Annotated in this window: 14 protein-coding genes; all 14 read right to left on the bottom strand. The window is 68.0% G+C overall.

Features of this window, described 5'->3' with window-relative positions; translation table 11 throughout:
* Positions 1–304 (bottom strand): IS5 family transposase (locus BO39_RS25135; protein WP_043838881.1); only part of this gene is annotated, 304 nt, incomplete at its 3' end.
* A 95-nt stretch (positions 305–399) separates the two neighbouring features.
* Entirely contained in the window at positions 400–4,215 is a 3,816-nt protein-coding gene (locus BO39_RS25130) for a hypothetical protein (protein ID WP_043838864.1), read from the bottom strand.
* 9 nt (positions 4,216–4,224) lie between these two features.
* Positions 4,225–4,392 (bottom strand): hypothetical protein, encoded by a 168-nt coding sequence (locus BO39_RS33025; protein WP_156963908.1) that lies wholly within the window; start codon positions 4,390–4,392, stop codon positions 4,225–4,227.
* Between the two features lie 15 nt (positions 4,393–4,407).
* The gene (locus BO39_RS25125; RefSeq protein ID WP_043838862.1) at positions 4,408–4,962 is read right to left on the bottom strand and encodes a DUF2635 domain-containing protein; all 555 of its coding nucleotides are present in this window, start codon (positions 4,960–4,962) and stop codon (positions 4,408–4,410) included.
* Positions 4,963–4,986: 24 nt separating this feature from the next.
* On the bottom strand, positions 4,987–5,484 hold the full coding sequence (locus BO39_RS25120) for a hypothetical protein (RefSeq protein ID WP_043838860.1): 498 nt from the start codon (positions 5,482–5,484) through the stop codon (positions 4,987–4,989).
* A 3-nt stretch (positions 5,485–5,487) separates the two neighbouring features.
* On the bottom strand, positions 5,488–6,336 hold the full coding sequence (locus BO39_RS35030) for a hypothetical protein (RefSeq protein ID WP_052402609.1): 849 nt from the start codon (positions 6,334–6,336) through the stop codon (positions 5,488–5,490).
* A 1-nt stretch (position 6,337) separates the two neighbouring features.
* Positions 6,338–6,931 (bottom strand): YmfQ family protein, encoded by a 594-nt coding sequence (locus BO39_RS25110; RefSeq protein WP_043838858.1) that lies wholly within the window; start codon positions 6,929–6,931, stop codon positions 6,338–6,340.
* A complete protein-coding gene (locus tag BO39_RS25105) occupies positions 6,928–7,731 on the bottom strand; it encodes a baseplate J/gp47 family protein (protein ID WP_478212685.1) in 804 nt (267 codons plus the stop codon). Before BO39_RS25105 ends, BO39_RS25110 begins: the two co-directional genes overlap by 4 nt.
* A 319-nt stretch (positions 7,732–8,050) precedes the next feature.
* Positions 8,051–8,497 carry a phage GP46 family protein gene (locus BO39_RS25100; protein WP_043838854.1) on the bottom strand — a complete coding sequence of 149 codons (447 nt, stop codon included), beginning with the start codon at positions 8,495–8,497 and terminating at the stop codon, positions 8,051–8,053.
* The gene (locus BO39_RS25095) at positions 8,494–8,988 is read right to left on the bottom strand and encodes a phage baseplate assembly protein domain-containing protein (protein WP_043838852.1); all 495 of its coding nucleotides are present in this window, start codon (positions 8,986–8,988) and stop codon (positions 8,494–8,496) included. Before BO39_RS25095 ends, BO39_RS25100 begins: the two co-directional genes overlap by 4 nt.
* Positions 8,985–10,232 (bottom strand): phage baseplate assembly protein, encoded by a 1,248-nt coding sequence (locus BO39_RS25090; RefSeq protein ID WP_052402608.1) that lies wholly within the window; start codon positions 10,230–10,232, stop codon positions 8,985–8,987. The genes BO39_RS25095 and BO39_RS25090 overlap by 4 nt, the downstream gene beginning before the upstream one ends.
* Positions 10,232–10,762, bottom strand: a complete 531-nt coding sequence (locus BO39_RS25085) for a hypothetical protein (RefSeq protein ID WP_043838850.1) — start codon at positions 10,760–10,762, stop codon at positions 10,232–10,234. Before BO39_RS25085 ends, BO39_RS25090 begins: the two co-directional genes overlap by 1 nt.
* Positions 10,759–11,547: a DNA circularization N-terminal domain-containing protein gene (locus BO39_RS30415; protein ID WP_052402607.1), complete on the bottom strand. Its 789-nt coding sequence runs from the start codon at positions 11,545–11,547 to the stop codon at positions 10,759–10,761. The genes BO39_RS25085 and BO39_RS30415 overlap by 4 nt, the downstream gene beginning before the upstream one ends.
* Complete coding sequence (locus tag BO39_RS25070) at positions 11,544–13,778, bottom strand: phage tail tip lysozyme (RefSeq protein WP_043838846.1); 2,235 nt, start codon at positions 13,776–13,778, stop codon at positions 11,544–11,546. Before BO39_RS25070 ends, BO39_RS30415 begins: the two co-directional genes overlap by 4 nt.
* Positions 13,779–13,838: the final 60 nt, after the last annotated feature.

Here is a 13,838-nt window from a genome sequence, read left to right as displayed (position 1 = left end):
CAGCCCGGCGCCAGTCGATCTGCCCGGCTGCCTGAAGGCGCTCCAGCAAAGCCCGGTGCAAGGCAGCCCAGACACCGGCCTCCTGCCAGTCCCGGAGCCTGCGCCAGCAACTCATCCCAGAGCCGCACCCCATCTCAGAAGGCAGCATCTCCCAGGGCAGGCCGGACCGCAGCACGAACAGAATGCCGGTCAGCGCCGCCCTGTCGGGCAGCCGCGGCCGCCCACCCTTGGGCTTGGGCCGCTCACGCGGCAGAAGCGGCTCGATCGCCGCCCAGAGATCATCCGGAACCAGGGGCTTCGCCATGCCCCGCAAAACGCTCACCAGCAGGTTTCGTTAGGTGCTCTAAAGCACCACCGGAAAGGCGAAGGTTTATACGCCTTCGCCTTTCCTACGGCCGTTTAGGGAACCACAGACCAGGTGTACCATCCGGAGCCAGTGCTATTGGCGAGGAAGGTATCGTACTTATTAATCTTCTCCTGCGTGGCTTCGGGGACACCACCGCGCTTCGCCATCACAACGCACATGCGATGCACGAACGATGCGCTGTCAATGCCCATGATCCGCGGAGGATTGACCGCTACGGCGTACTGGTCCGTCCACTGCGGGTCCAAGCCAGCATACACACCCACGTCGGCGGGCATGGTGATGGGTGCTCCACCAGGAGTTAGAGAAACCTGCACGACACGCGGAGAGATGACGTTGACGACGTACAACGGCACTCCCTGACCAGTCTTTAGACCATCGGCAACCTCGCCGGGGCCGAACATAGCATACACAGTGTCCCCAACTTGGAACTCTGCCCAGCCCGGTTCTTCGCCAGAACTAAACTCGTCGCTCTGCAGCTCCAGTGTGTTGCCATTCGGGTGTACGTAAGTCTGCCCACGCATCTTAGCATCACGCCCGAATGGGTTGGTGTTCTTGTTCCATGCCTTGGCCGTTCTGAGATAATCAGAGCGGTACGAGTTGCTGCGATAGATGTTCTTTTCTGCAAGCCGAATAGACGGCTTCGAGATATGTGCTGCGTAGGCTGCCATAAGCGGATTCTCGGTCATTTCCGCATTCTGCCACGTACATAGGCAGGTGTGGCCCGTCATCCAACTTGAGTGCTCGGCGCCCTCGGTAACCAGATTTGAGCCCGAGATATGCACGCCAGCCGCACGAATGTCGTCAGACATATAAACCAACGCATTGCGGAGATAGCGGCCCTGCTGCTGGTTGAAACGTTGCATGCTGTTGTAGGCAACGTGCGTGGCAGGGATGAGACCGCAGGCAGACCCGATGATGCTAAGGGCCCAGCCGTTACGCTGCTGACCTCGGATGACGACACCCTCCCAGCGATCACCGGCAGTGTAGTTGCTCACCTCGTGCATCATGGATGTGGCGTAGCAGCCGAACTCACCGCCGAGACGCATGTGGGCCATGGCCATAGCAAGATCGAGTGTTGCTTCTAGGTGGTAACGCTCCCCTTCAAGCGCATAAGCGAACGCGCTGTAATTGGCCGAGTGGGAGCTGTCCCCCGTCGTTGTGCTCCAGACGCCATCATACACTTCAGGCGCGACATATCCGTTCTTCCACACGGCCTCATTGCGGCCGTCCATGTAACAATGGCCGGGAGCAGGCATTCCGTCCGCCGTGAAGTCATAGGGGACCTGCGTCCCCGCGCCAACCTTCAGGCTGAGGGATTGAACGGTATTGGCTACGTCCGCCGTGCTGTCCCCAGGGCGCTGCCTATTAGCGTTGCTGCGGTAGTGATAGAACACATGCAGGCCGGCGTGTGCATTCATACGCATAGTCGCGACATCAGCCGCTTCCTGCCGCATGAAGGCTGCGACATCCATATTCGAGTACAGACCACGACCACCATACGCACCAGTGCCGTCGATGTTGCGCCGATGATTGAACTCTAGGCCAGGCACATAAGTCTGTGTGGCGGCCGGATCAATCGCGACAGGCGCATCCTTGTTGGGGTCGTAAGGAGCTATCACACGGGTGTTGTGCCAGTAAGTCTTGTTGGGCTTATACACAAGCGTCGGCATCGCTCCACCAACCCAGTGACGACGGCCACGGTTGTTGCCACCCTGGTTTGTGCAGGTGATATTCTGCTCATGATAGTTGTGGGCGACGTTGGCGTAGGTCTCAATGGTCGTCGAGCCGTCCTTCAGCGCCATCGTGTAGTTACGACTCTTCTTGTTCGGCACGCTCCACCAGTCCTGCGAGTTCACGGCGGCGATCTCGTGTGCGTAGATAGAACCGTCCGAGTTCTTCCACAGGCTCACGTACCAGTTGGACTTGAGGTGCGCGTCCTGCGCACCACCGGCATTGTCCGTCGCCATGCCCCAGGCATACCAGCTCTCGCACACAGGCCCGGAATGGTACTTCTCGCGCCGCGTTGCTACGCCGATGTGAGCGTTGAGGCTGGAGGTGAAGCTGCCGCTGCCAACCTGGGACGTGCCGCTGCTGCCCGTCTCAGTCAGCGACGAGAAGGCCACCTTGAAATCGTGCCCCGAGGTAACGTCGGCGGGGGTCTTGGTGCCGGTGTTGTTGTAGGTGCCCGCCTCACTGCTGACAGCATAGGTGCGGCTCTCCGAGCCGGCGAAGTTCGTGTCGCGAAGATGCGCGACAGCAAACTTCAGGTCACCATTCTTCCAGTAGGTGCGCTCATCAAACTGCACAGGAACCACACTGCCGCCACGCCGAATGACGGGCACGGAACCCGCTGGAATGTCGCCGCGTGCGAACGGCATGCCGACCCGTGCGAAGCCAACGCTTGGAGACGAACTCCAGTTCTGCAGCACGAAGGTAGCGGGCATGAGGCTGGGATCGAGCGCCCGCGCATTGGGCTGAAGATCAGCATCCTCAGCTAAGAAGAAACTCGGCTCAGTGGGGACCGCGTTCGGATCAGTCAGTGTCTTCCCGAGAAGCGCGCCTAGCTTCACCCGCACCGCGTGAAACTTGCTGATGTCGGTAATCGAGATGATATGCGAGAATGAGCACTTGCTCGGAGATGCGAAAGACCCCGCCCCGCGCTCATTTGCACCGCCCAGGATGAGCTGGCCAGGTCCGATGTTACCGGACGAGGGCGTGTTGGCGACAGCCTCATCAACCCAGAACTCGACCTGTCCACTGTTGAACAGCACGCCACCAACGAGTGCAGTGTCGCGCGGCAGGTCGATCGTGCGCGGCGTCTCCGCAAAATTATGGCCTAGCCACACCTTCGTGCTCTCAGGCCCGGTATAAATGGCGAACCCCGCAGCGTCCTGGTCAGCCTTTGACGCACCATCCGACCGCATCGCGAAGACGCAGGGATAGTTGTTGAGGTTCGGCTGGTTGGAGCTGTAGGAGAATACGAAGACATACCCGACCTGGCCGTTGGAGGCCGCGGGCATGCTGCCCATGGGTGTCATCAAGTGCTGGCCATTTCCATCGAAATCGATGGTGGGAAGGCCATTGAAGGCGGCATTGCTCGCCGTGTAGGTCGGCGCGCTCTGCGGCGCGTCGCTGGTCAGGCCAAGGCCGAAGTTTGCGCTGCCGATCTGGTCGTTCCAGGCCGAAACGGTGCCGCCACTCTGCGCGACGGGCGCTCCATTGAACGAGGTGCGGATCTTCGCGCCGCCGTAGGCCGAGGCAAAGCCGGTGCCGTCCGCGAGGAGGGCTGGCGTCTCCGCCGCGGCCGTGACGGTGATCGTCGCGGTAGTGGTGCGCGGGCTGTTCGTGGCACCAGCCAGCGTCTGAACCACCGCGAGCGCGAGGTCGCCCGCCGTAGACAGCGCCGAAGCTCCTACCAGGATGGCGGTCTTGGCGCTGTTGAGAACGTACCGGGTCTCGCCCTGCGGCACGGAGAGCGTGGCCCCCTGCGCGGCGCCAGAGATCGTCGCCAACGTCGCACCGGCAGCCACAGACGAGGTGCCAATCTGGAAAGGCCCTGCAGCGGGGGTGATGGTGAGGGCGGGAAGGGTAACCGCGGGAGGGTTCACTACCGCGCTCAGCGTGACGGGAAGGCTGTAGACCGGCACGCCGTCCGGCGCGGCCACATTCTTCGCGATCTCGACAAAGCGAAGCTTCTTGCCGGCGTGGGTCGCTTCGAGAGCGTCGGAGAAGGTCATCCCGGTCGCTACATCGGCCCAGGTCGCGCCGTCGTCCGAGGACACCTGCCACTTGCGCTCAAAGGTGAGCGGCGCGGTGCCGATCCAGTTTGCCGAATGGCCAGTCTTCATCGCGCGCTCCTAGCCGCTAATCGTGGGAAGGTCGGCGGCCACTGGCGCGCCAGTACCCTTCACCGCCGCCTCGATGGCGTCGAGACGGGCGTCCTGCTTGGCCTGGTTGGCCAGGATGAGTGCCTGGTTGGAGGCGGTGGTCAGCAGCAGCTGCTTCACCGTTGGCGTGCTGGCCATTGGAGCGATCCTCGGTCAGGTGATGTAAGGAAGTGACGTGGCAACCGGCGGGCTTGGCGTGCCAGGCGAACCCGAGCCGGCCTGCAGAGCGGAGATCTGGGTTTGCAGGTTCTGGATCAGCTCTGACAGCGGAGCCGTCGCTTCCTGGACCGCAGCAGCCACCGCGTTCCCGACGGCTGTTGCAGCCGCCGCCGCAGCCTGTGCTGCCGACTTCGCATCCAAGGCATCCTGGCGCGCGCTGAGCACGCCCGCGATGACGTCCTCACCGAGCCCGGCGAGTACCTGCCAACCTCCATCCGATCCGAGATAGACCTCTAGGCTGTCGAGGTCGGTGTTGAAGCGGGTGTCGCCCTGCTCGGCAGGGTCGGGGCGCTGAGCCGTGGTACCTCGGACGGTGGGCTGGAACACTGGACGGACGGGCGAGTAGTCAGGATCGGCAAGCGTCACATCCTCATCGAGAAGGCGCCGGAGCCAGTACTCCGTCGGTGGCACAACCCGCCCCTCGGAGGGCAGGTAATCGTGCTGGTCCGGGTCCGCGATCTGCAGACCCGGCTTCGGAATAACGATCATGGGTGGCCCTCCGGGCGTGCGCGGTCAGCCGACCTCTTCGGGGGTGCCGTCGGCGAGCAGCGCGGCCGCCTCGTCCTCGGTCAGCAGGTCGGCGGCGATGAGCGCCATGACACCGTCCTGCACGCGCGGGTCGTCGAGATTGGTGGTGGTGCTGGCCGCCTGGTTGAAAAGGAAGGTGAGGAGCGCCCCGTCGCCGGCCGCTGCAGCCTGCATGGCCGTGACGGAAAGCAGGGCCTGCTTCTCCACAGGCATCCGGTCACGGAATGCGAGGCTGCGGATCACGCGGATAGGCGCTGGTGCGGGCTCTTCTTCCGGCGCCGGGAGCTCTGCCAGCCGCCCATCCACCACGCCCCAGCCCTCCTGGATGAGGAGGAGATCCATACCGGGGCCCGGATCGAACTCAGCATCTCCGTCCCAGAGGACGACGTTCACGACATCGCCTGCCTCAACCTGGCGCGGCTCCATGCCCGGCAACTCGATGGCCGCTCTCTCGATGGCGACGATGGCGTACTGCTTCGACATGCGTCAGCTCCCGATCAGTTCTTCAATGAAGACGGCGCCCTGTGTGCCGGCCCCGCCAATTCGGCCGTTGAGCGTCGCTCCCGCTCCCGCACCGCCGCCGCCGTACCCATTGCCATAGGCCCCCGTCGCCGCGGTCGGGTAGGACAGGACCCCGCCAGTGCCGAGCGGGTTACCGCCGCCGGCGCCACCCACTCCGAGGGCACCAGTGCTGCCACCTGCACCGGGAATATTGATGTGCCCCCCAGCCGAACCGCCGCCGATGCCCCCGCCTGCGATAAGACCGTCTCCAGCGCCGCCGCCCGCGCCGCCCCCGTTTGCATTGATGATGCCAGCGAGCGAGCTCAACCCACCGTTGGTGCCCGAAGCTCCAAACGCACCGCCAGACCCTCCCGCGCCGACCACGATCGCTCGAGACGAACCGATGGTGGCACGTGAGTAAGTCCCCTCCGAGTACGCGCCGCCGCCGCCACCGCCTCCCGAGGATCCGGAACTTCCGCCCGTCGCTCCGCCGCCCCCCGCGCCGCCACCGATGACGCGGACGCGCGCCAGGATGAGCTTTGGGTGTGGCGTGTAGGTGCCCGAGGAGAGGAAGGTGACCTGGTTGATATTAGTCGGCGTCAGCGCTCGAATGGCTGCGAGCACCTGCGAGAGGTTGTTAGCGTCGGGTGTGAGCCCAGCCGCCAGGATGATGCTGAGGAACTCTTCCTGCAGCTGGTTGAGCCACCAGGCCGGTACGACGGTCGCCGGGACACTGGCCGCCGGATCGCCGTTCGTGAAAAAGCCCTCGACGCCGGCGAGCGGCGGCACCGCGGGGCGCGAAGCCACCGCGGTCGCGTGAAAGATGCGCCTCATGTCAGCTCCCGTAGGCGAATTGCAGGATTGTGTGGGCTGGGCGAATGCGAGAAAGCGTGCACTCCAGGGACCGATTGTCCCAGGCAGCGAGCGGCTCCCCTGCCGTCGAGATGCCCGCGGTGAAGTACGTGACCGTCACGGCCGGTGCATGGACGCGCCAGGTGTGCGCCCAGTCCTCCCCGTACAGCGGATCACCCGCGCGCAGCGTGCCGGCCCGCGCGGGCGCAAACTCCTCGATGCTGATGTCGTAGCCGAGGGCTGCAGCGACCTCGATGAAGTAGGGAATGGCTTGCCCGCCGTTTGCGGTAAGCCGCGCCACCACCTGCGCGCGCCGGAGCTGCACCGTCGGCGCCGGGCCCGAGCAAGGGTCTGGCAGGCCAAGGCTCGCCTCCCATTCGGGCAGCAGCTCGTAGGCAGAGGCGGGAAAGGCGTCCTTCAGCAGGGTCAACGCTCGCGCATCGAGGCGCTGGAAAGTCGGTGCGAGGCCGCGGGCGGTGGTAGCGACTGTGCTGTCCGGATCGCGCGGCCACACGCGCCCGCGCGGCAAGTGGTCGAGGATGGAGCGCGCGTACTCCGCGACGGTTCCGGCAATCATGACTGGAAGTTCAGGCTGCCGAGGGTAACCAGCCCGCCGACCGGCGGCAGCACCGGCAGGGTCGGCTCAAGCAGGGTGAAGACCGTCACGCCCGGCACGCTGTCGATCGCCGTGCTGAACTCGTTCGGGTAGATCGTCCCGCCGGGAACGGCCCGCTCGAGCAGCATGGCACGGATCTTGTCGGCCGCAGCAGCCCGAATGGCCGGTGTGAGCCCGAGCAGGTTGGCGACGGTGACATTCACCGGGTACGGCGTCGGCGCCACGGCATAGACGAGGGCAGTCGTGGGGCGCAGCGGGTAGAGGTGATCGGCCACGGCGAGCTGGTCACCGGTGGCGGCTGCCGCCCGCGCTTCCGCCGCGGCGACCCCGTTCGTGCCCTGGGGGAACCCACCGTCCTCCGCGTTCGCCTCGTCCATCATGAAGCGGACGATGACGGTGCCCGCGCCCATGCCGTTCGGCTGCACCCAGGCCCGGGTTACGCCCGGCACCTCGTAGACCCAATCCAGGTAGTCCCGCGGCGCGCCGCCCTGGGCGGGCTCGGCATAGGCCAGCAGCATGCGGGTGAGGAAGCCGTCGCTGTCGACGTCTTCCGCATCGGCACCGCCGCGCAGCGGGCCCGCCGCGGCCCCGGCCGAGGTGATCCCTGGCACCGCGGCACCGAGGACCAGGGCTATGCCAGCCGGTGCGTTCGCGGCTGGGCCGCTGGTGCTGGCGGTGAGCTGCACGGAGGTTGTTCCGTCCAGGGCCGCGGTCGCGTCCGCGCTGGTCACGTAGGCCGCGCTTCCGTCCGCCCGCCGCACCGGCGTGCCGGCCGGGAGGATCGCGCCCGGCGTGCCCACGAAGGCGGCCGGACCGGCGGCGAAGGATGCCTCTCGCGGGAAGACGCCGCGCAGCGCGGCCCAAGCCGCCCGGAACTCGCCGGTGGAGGTCGCCGGCACCGCCTGACGCGCAATCCAGTCGAGGTAGCCGTAGAGGCCCTGCGCCACGCCGGCCAAGGCTCGCCCCATGGCCCATTCCGGCCGCCAGCGAAGCACGGCCGGCACGTTCAGCGCCTGGGCAAGGTCGGCCAGCGCCTGCCGGATCAGCTCCGACAAGCCGGGACGCGCGAAAGGCATGCGTTCAGGTTCCCTGCCAGGCCCAGTCGAAGCGGAGATCCGCGCGGCGGCCGTCGCGGTGGATGATCACGGGCCGGATGGCCATGAAGGTCTGTCCTGCCCACTCGGCGGTGACGTCCACCCGCGCGGCGACGCCGTCCTCCGCCAGCCAAGCGAGCGCCTCACGTGCGTAGCCCTCGGCCAGGCGCAGCGTCTCCGGCAGGCGCTTGGCCCGGTCCAGCAGCCAGAGGCGGCTGCCGATCGGCTTCTCCGAGTAGGTGTCCGCCCACCAGCCGCGGCGGTCGTCGGTACCATCGGTCAGCACATCGTCGTCGGTCGCGCGGCAGTCGGTGAAGAGGCTCATCCACACCGCTGTCTCGATGTCGTCGCCGAGCGCCAAGTGCCCGCTCGGCTCCCGCGCCCAGTCGCCGCGGCCGGTCTGGTTGTCCCAGGCAATGGCGATGGTGCTCATGCGTTCGGCTCGCCGGAAAGATCGGGGCCGGAGCGGACCTGCTTGTGGACGTGGTGCACGAGGCTGACGCCGCCGACCACGACATCGCCGGTCACGCGCAGTAGAGGCGTGTCCATGGTTACCTCCACCGAAGCCTTCACCGCGATCTTGCCGCCGAGCTTCACGTGCACATGGCTTCCGTCGTGAGTGTGGAGCGCCACCTCGCCCTCAGCGAGCTCGATGCTGAACCGCCCGTCACTGGTGGCGATGACGACACCCGCGCCGCGATTACCCCCCAGGAACAGCACGGCTGCATCGGCGCCGGGCCGCGGGCGGGAGGACACGCCGTAGAGCGACAGCACCGGGGTGTCGTCGCGAACCTCGCCCGTCTCGGGCAACCGCACCTGGGCAGTGAGCGTGCTGCGCCCGGTCGCGCGGTCGGTGCGGGTCGCCATGATGCGGCCGAGGCCCACCATCATGCCGATCCGGCCGGCGATCTGGCGAGGGTTCATACCCCTGGTCCCGTGCCGCTGAGGCGGTTCGCTCCTCCGGCCTCCAGCGCCGCTTCTCGCCCGGCGGCCTCCCGGATTTGCCAGCCGAAGGAGAAGAGAGGGTCGTACTCCGGGTCGAGCCCCCGCGGGTTCATGAGCAGCAGCCGCGCCGTGGTGCCGGTCTCGCCGCGCTGATAGGCAACCTCGACGACAGACCAGGTCTCGTCGCTGACCTTGCAAGTGGGCACGTGCACGTCAGCCAGCCGGTTCGGCTCCCAGAGCCGCCCCTCGCTGTCTCGCCAGGAATCCACCAGTACCGTGACATCATCGGAGCGGCCGAGGCGCCGGGACTGCTCCCACTCGGACCGCTTCTGCGCCGCCTCTCGGATATCACCGGTGCCCGAGTGCTCGAGGATGATGATCCGCCGACGGAGCCGCCCCACGCCCTCGTCCTTCGCCTCGCCGTATGGCGCGGGCAGGCCGCTGCCGCCCGCTGCGCCGTCGGCCTGCATGAGCGGGAGCACGCTGAGCGGGTAGACCTGGTACTCGCTGAAGCGCTGATCCATTCCGTAGTCGGGTAAGGCGGAGAGCAGGTTCTGCCCCTCGCGGATCCCGCTCGAGTGGCGCTCAGTCGAGACGTGCCGGAGCACGATGTTGCCCTCGGGGTCGTCGTAGCAGAGGAACTTGGCAAAGCGGCAGAGCCGCTCGATGACGTCCCAGGGTGTCTCGCCCAGCTGCAGGTTGAGCTGTGGCACGACAGGTCCCTCCCCGTCCGGGAGAGAGACGCTGATGCCGTACTTGCCCGCCAGCGTGGTGGCGATCTGCCCGACGGTCTGCCCACTGATCTGAAAGGTGTCGAAGATGGTCGAGCAGTCCACCAGGTCCTGAGCCCGGGAACGCCCCATGATCGTCACGGTGTGGCGCCTCGCGTCGAGCGCCGGCACGTAACGGTCAACGTAGCCGGTCAGCACCCGATCGCGGCCCATCTTCACCACGCAGGCCTGGCCGGGTTCGATGACGACCTCCGCGGCCTCGCCTGGGTACCGCTCCGTCAGGCTGATGGTGAAGCTCGACGGCATGCGCTCGCAGCTTCGCGCGACCTGCACGCTGTCCCAGCCGCCGAAGATCTTCCCGTCGACCGTGATGGTCAGCTCGTCGTCCGGCACCTCGCCCGGAGGCGCAGGGAGCGGCAGGGGCAGGCTGTCCGCCGCCCCGGGGGTGACGACGACCTCCGGGACTTCCACAACCTGAGCATCGTCCGGCATCAGCGGGCCAGTCCCTTGAATCGCTGCGGCATGAACAGCGGGTTAGGCGGGTCGCCCGCCATCCGTGCCAGCTCCGCCTCACGCCGCGCGTCGCCGTAGAGGCGGTGGGCCAGCACCGTCGCCGATAGGCTCACCTTCATCTCGATCTTGCGCAGCGGCGACAGGTTCGCCGCCCGGCGGCGCAGATCTCGATCGACCGCCCCTCGGACCGTGCGGAGCGCGGCCGCGACCGCGTCTTCCCCGGCATCCGCCGCCACCAATTCCTCGGCCTCAAACATGGCGCAACTCCCGCGACGCAGTGCCTCCGCCTCATCGTAGGACCGGGGCTGGCACGCCGCGGTTGCCCGAGCCAGCGCCGCCAGCGCTGCCCGACGGCCCACAGCGGCCAGCCCCGCATCCCCGCCGGCCGGCGTCGGCGCCGTGGCCAGTGGGGAAAGTAGCCGCACCCGATCTGCCGGGTCGGTCGCGCACTCGGCCACGCCGGCGACCAGCGCCACCACGGCCGCGATGAGCTCGCTCGCCCCGCTCACAGCCTGCCCGCCAGGTCCATGACCGTGCTCCCGAGCCTGGTGACGGCATTCCTCGCCGAATTGACACGCGAGAGGGCCGAACTGACGCCGCTGGTCATGGAGGTGACCCGCCCGAGTGTGCTGTTCAGCACGCCACCGGCCGAACCGAACCGGCCGAGGTTGCCGAGCCCGGCCAGGCTGGCCAGAGAGGTGACGCTGCGCACGGTACTGGTCGCGCTGTTAACCAGGTTCCGCGCCGTCGAGACGTAGCCCTGGGCGGTTCGGAGGATGCTCTGCGCACCCCCGTAGCCCTGCTGAAGGGTGACGAGCACAGCCTTTTCACCCCCCTCCCCCGCTACCTTGTCGAGCAGGTCGGCCGCCCCGCCCACTTCTGCGAAGCCGTCCGTCACGCTGGCTGGAAAGCGGCGCTCGCCGGTCTCGACGAACTCCATCGCCAAGCGAACGACGCGCCCTTCGTCCCAAGCATCCGACACAGCCAGCCCGATCAGGGTGACCGTGAGCGCTCCACGGGTCGGGTGGATCAGCTCGCCCGGTCCCTTCTGCTCCGCAGCCTCGGCGAAGCTCGTCTCCTGGGCGTCCACGTCGTCGCCTATGAGGAAGCCTTTGACCGCGATGCTGCGGGTCCGGCGGCCGAGATCCTCCGGCCAAGGATCGTCCTTGAACGGGTACTCGTGGACGTGAATCCGTCGCCCATAGATCCGCTCGCCGCCCCAAACCTGGAACGGCACGCCGCGCCACGATGCCGGCCGCAGACGGGCGCGCCAGCTGCTCAGCGAGCCGCTCATGCCGCGTCCCAGTCCAGCATGGCCTGCTCGACCCTGGGCGGCGCGACCGAGGCGATGCCCTGGCCGCGGGCCATGACCTTCGTACCGCGCTCCGCCCCGGCCAGGCTGATGCTGACGTCCACGCTGCCGCTCATCCGCTGCGGGGGCGCGCCATCCAGCGGGCTCTGGACCGGCGCGGCCGGCGTCGGCACAACGATCGGGACCGGAGCAACGGCCGTCGGCGCCGGCTGCGCGGCCGGCTGTGTCCCCTGAGCGGCTCCCGCCGCCACTTCTGCCCGGGTGCGGGTCGGTTCGGCGACCTGTGGAGCGGCAACAGCGGCTGGGGAGCCCTGCAATGTCGGCGCACTGATCGGAGCCGGAGTCTGCCTCGACGGTGCGGCAGCAGTAGAGCTGGGCGCCGCCACCGCGCCTGCCGGTGCTGGCTGGTTGACGAGGCGTGGCAGCATATTCTCTGCCGTCTGGCCGCGGGAGGCGGCCTCTCCCTCCCGGCCGGCCGGGCGCTCGTACAGCCGCGAGAAGGCTGCTCCTGCCTCCCGCGCTGAAAGGGCACCTCGCAGCACCTCTCCTGCCTGCCTTGCCTGCCGATCGCGCCCGGCGGTCAGCTCGTGCTGGATGAACTCGAGCTGCTGCTGGCGCGTGCTCTGGCGGATGTCGACGCCGGCGAACTCGCGGAAGGCGGTCAGGCGCTCGCGGTTCCACTGCGCGAGGCCCATCGACATGCCACCGTCGCCCGCCGGGCCGTCGTGGCGCACCCCGCTCTCGTGATGGAGGTTGGCGGTGATGCCCGCGGCCGCCTGAGGACTCCAGCCACGAGCGCGGAAGAAGGCGAAGGCATCCTGGTGGCGGGAGGTCACCGCATCCGGGCCGTCGCCGCGCGCGGCACCCATGCCTCGCGCCGACGAATCGTCCTGCGCTCGCCGACGCTGGACGCCCGAGCCAAAGCCCATCGGGCCGGGCGCCTCGATGCCTCGCCCGACCGGCCCCATGTCGTCCATCGGGCGATCGTAGAAGCCACCAGCGAGCCCGCGCCGCGCGAAGTTGCGCTCCTGCTCGGCCTGACGCTCCCCGGTCTGGTCGCGCTGCTCGGCGAGCCGGTTGATCGCCATCTGCGCGCCGATGGCGGCACCGCCGACACCCAGCAGGCGGAGGGCCCACAGGGGCAGCCTGGTGGCGCTGAACAGCGCGGTCGCCGCGTTGATCCCCGTGAGCGTCTTCAGCAGCCGCCCCGCGAGGAGCACCTCAAGCGCCGTCGTCGCTGTCTCCCACCCGACGGTCGAGGTGACGGCCCGGTCCACGGCCGAGACAAAGGTCCAGGTGCCGCGGCCAGCCTGCTCTAGGCGCCCGACCAGGGCGGTGCTGATCGTTCCCTCGTTCGCCTGGGCCCATGCCAGCGCGCGTGTGGTGCCCCGCTCCATCGCCGGTGCCAGTGCGCCGCCGACGGTGAGGGCGAGCCGGTCGCCGGTCGACCGCATGCTGTCCCATTGCCGCTCAAGGCGCTTCGCCTGCTCGGCCTGCTCCTGGGTCAGGGTGCCCACGCTGCGCCCCTGCGCCAGCAGGTCGGCAACGCCGGCCCGGCCGCGACGGAGCATCGGCAGGAGTGCCTCGACACCGTAAACCCGGGCGAGCTGCGCCTGCTCGCGGGGCGCGTTGTTCAGCCGAGCGATGCTGTCCGCCACGTCTCCGAGGGCATCGCTGGCGGTGCGGGCCCGCCCGGAGGCGTCCCGCATCGCGAAGCCTAGGCGCGGCAACTGCGAGGCGGCCATCGCCTCGGCGTTCCGCCCGCCAACCGCGTCGTAGAGCACCTGCCCGAAGGACTTCAGCCCCTCGGTGGCGTCCTCGGCTCCGATCCCGGCGAGGCGCGCCCCATTCTGAAAGGCGTGCAGCTGCGGCACGCTCATCTCGAGGGCGCGGGCGCCGGAGAGCAGCTGTCGGCCCGTGTTGATGAAGGCGGTCGCCGAGCTGGTGGCGCCGGCGATCAGTCCGCCGCCCGCCAGAGGGACTGCCGCGAAGGCCAGCGACTTCGCAAAGGAGGTCGCGTGGCCGGCGGCGGTGGAGAGCCCGGAGCTGACCCGCGCCAGGCCGCTCGCCTCGCTGAGCCGCCCGAAGGCGGCCGTCAGCTGGCGGGTGGGCTCGATGACGGTCCCGACCCGGTCCCGCACGCTGTTGATCGTCGCGGTCGCCTTGTCGACGGCCGTGACAGTAACGGAGAGCACGCCGACATTCTCAGCCACCGCCCGCCCCCCTTCGCTTCTCTTCGATCCTGACCGACTGCGCCGCCCACCACCGCAGGC

Source organism: Roseomonas aerilata DSM 19363 (assembly GCF_000711725.1).
In the GTDB taxonomy this organism is placed as follows: domain Bacteria; phylum Pseudomonadota; class Alphaproteobacteria; order Acetobacterales; family Acetobacteraceae; genus Roseomonas; species Roseomonas aerilata.
The sequence above is the reverse complement of the archived record's forward strand: the minus strand, read 5'-3'. Positions and strand labels throughout refer to the sequence as shown.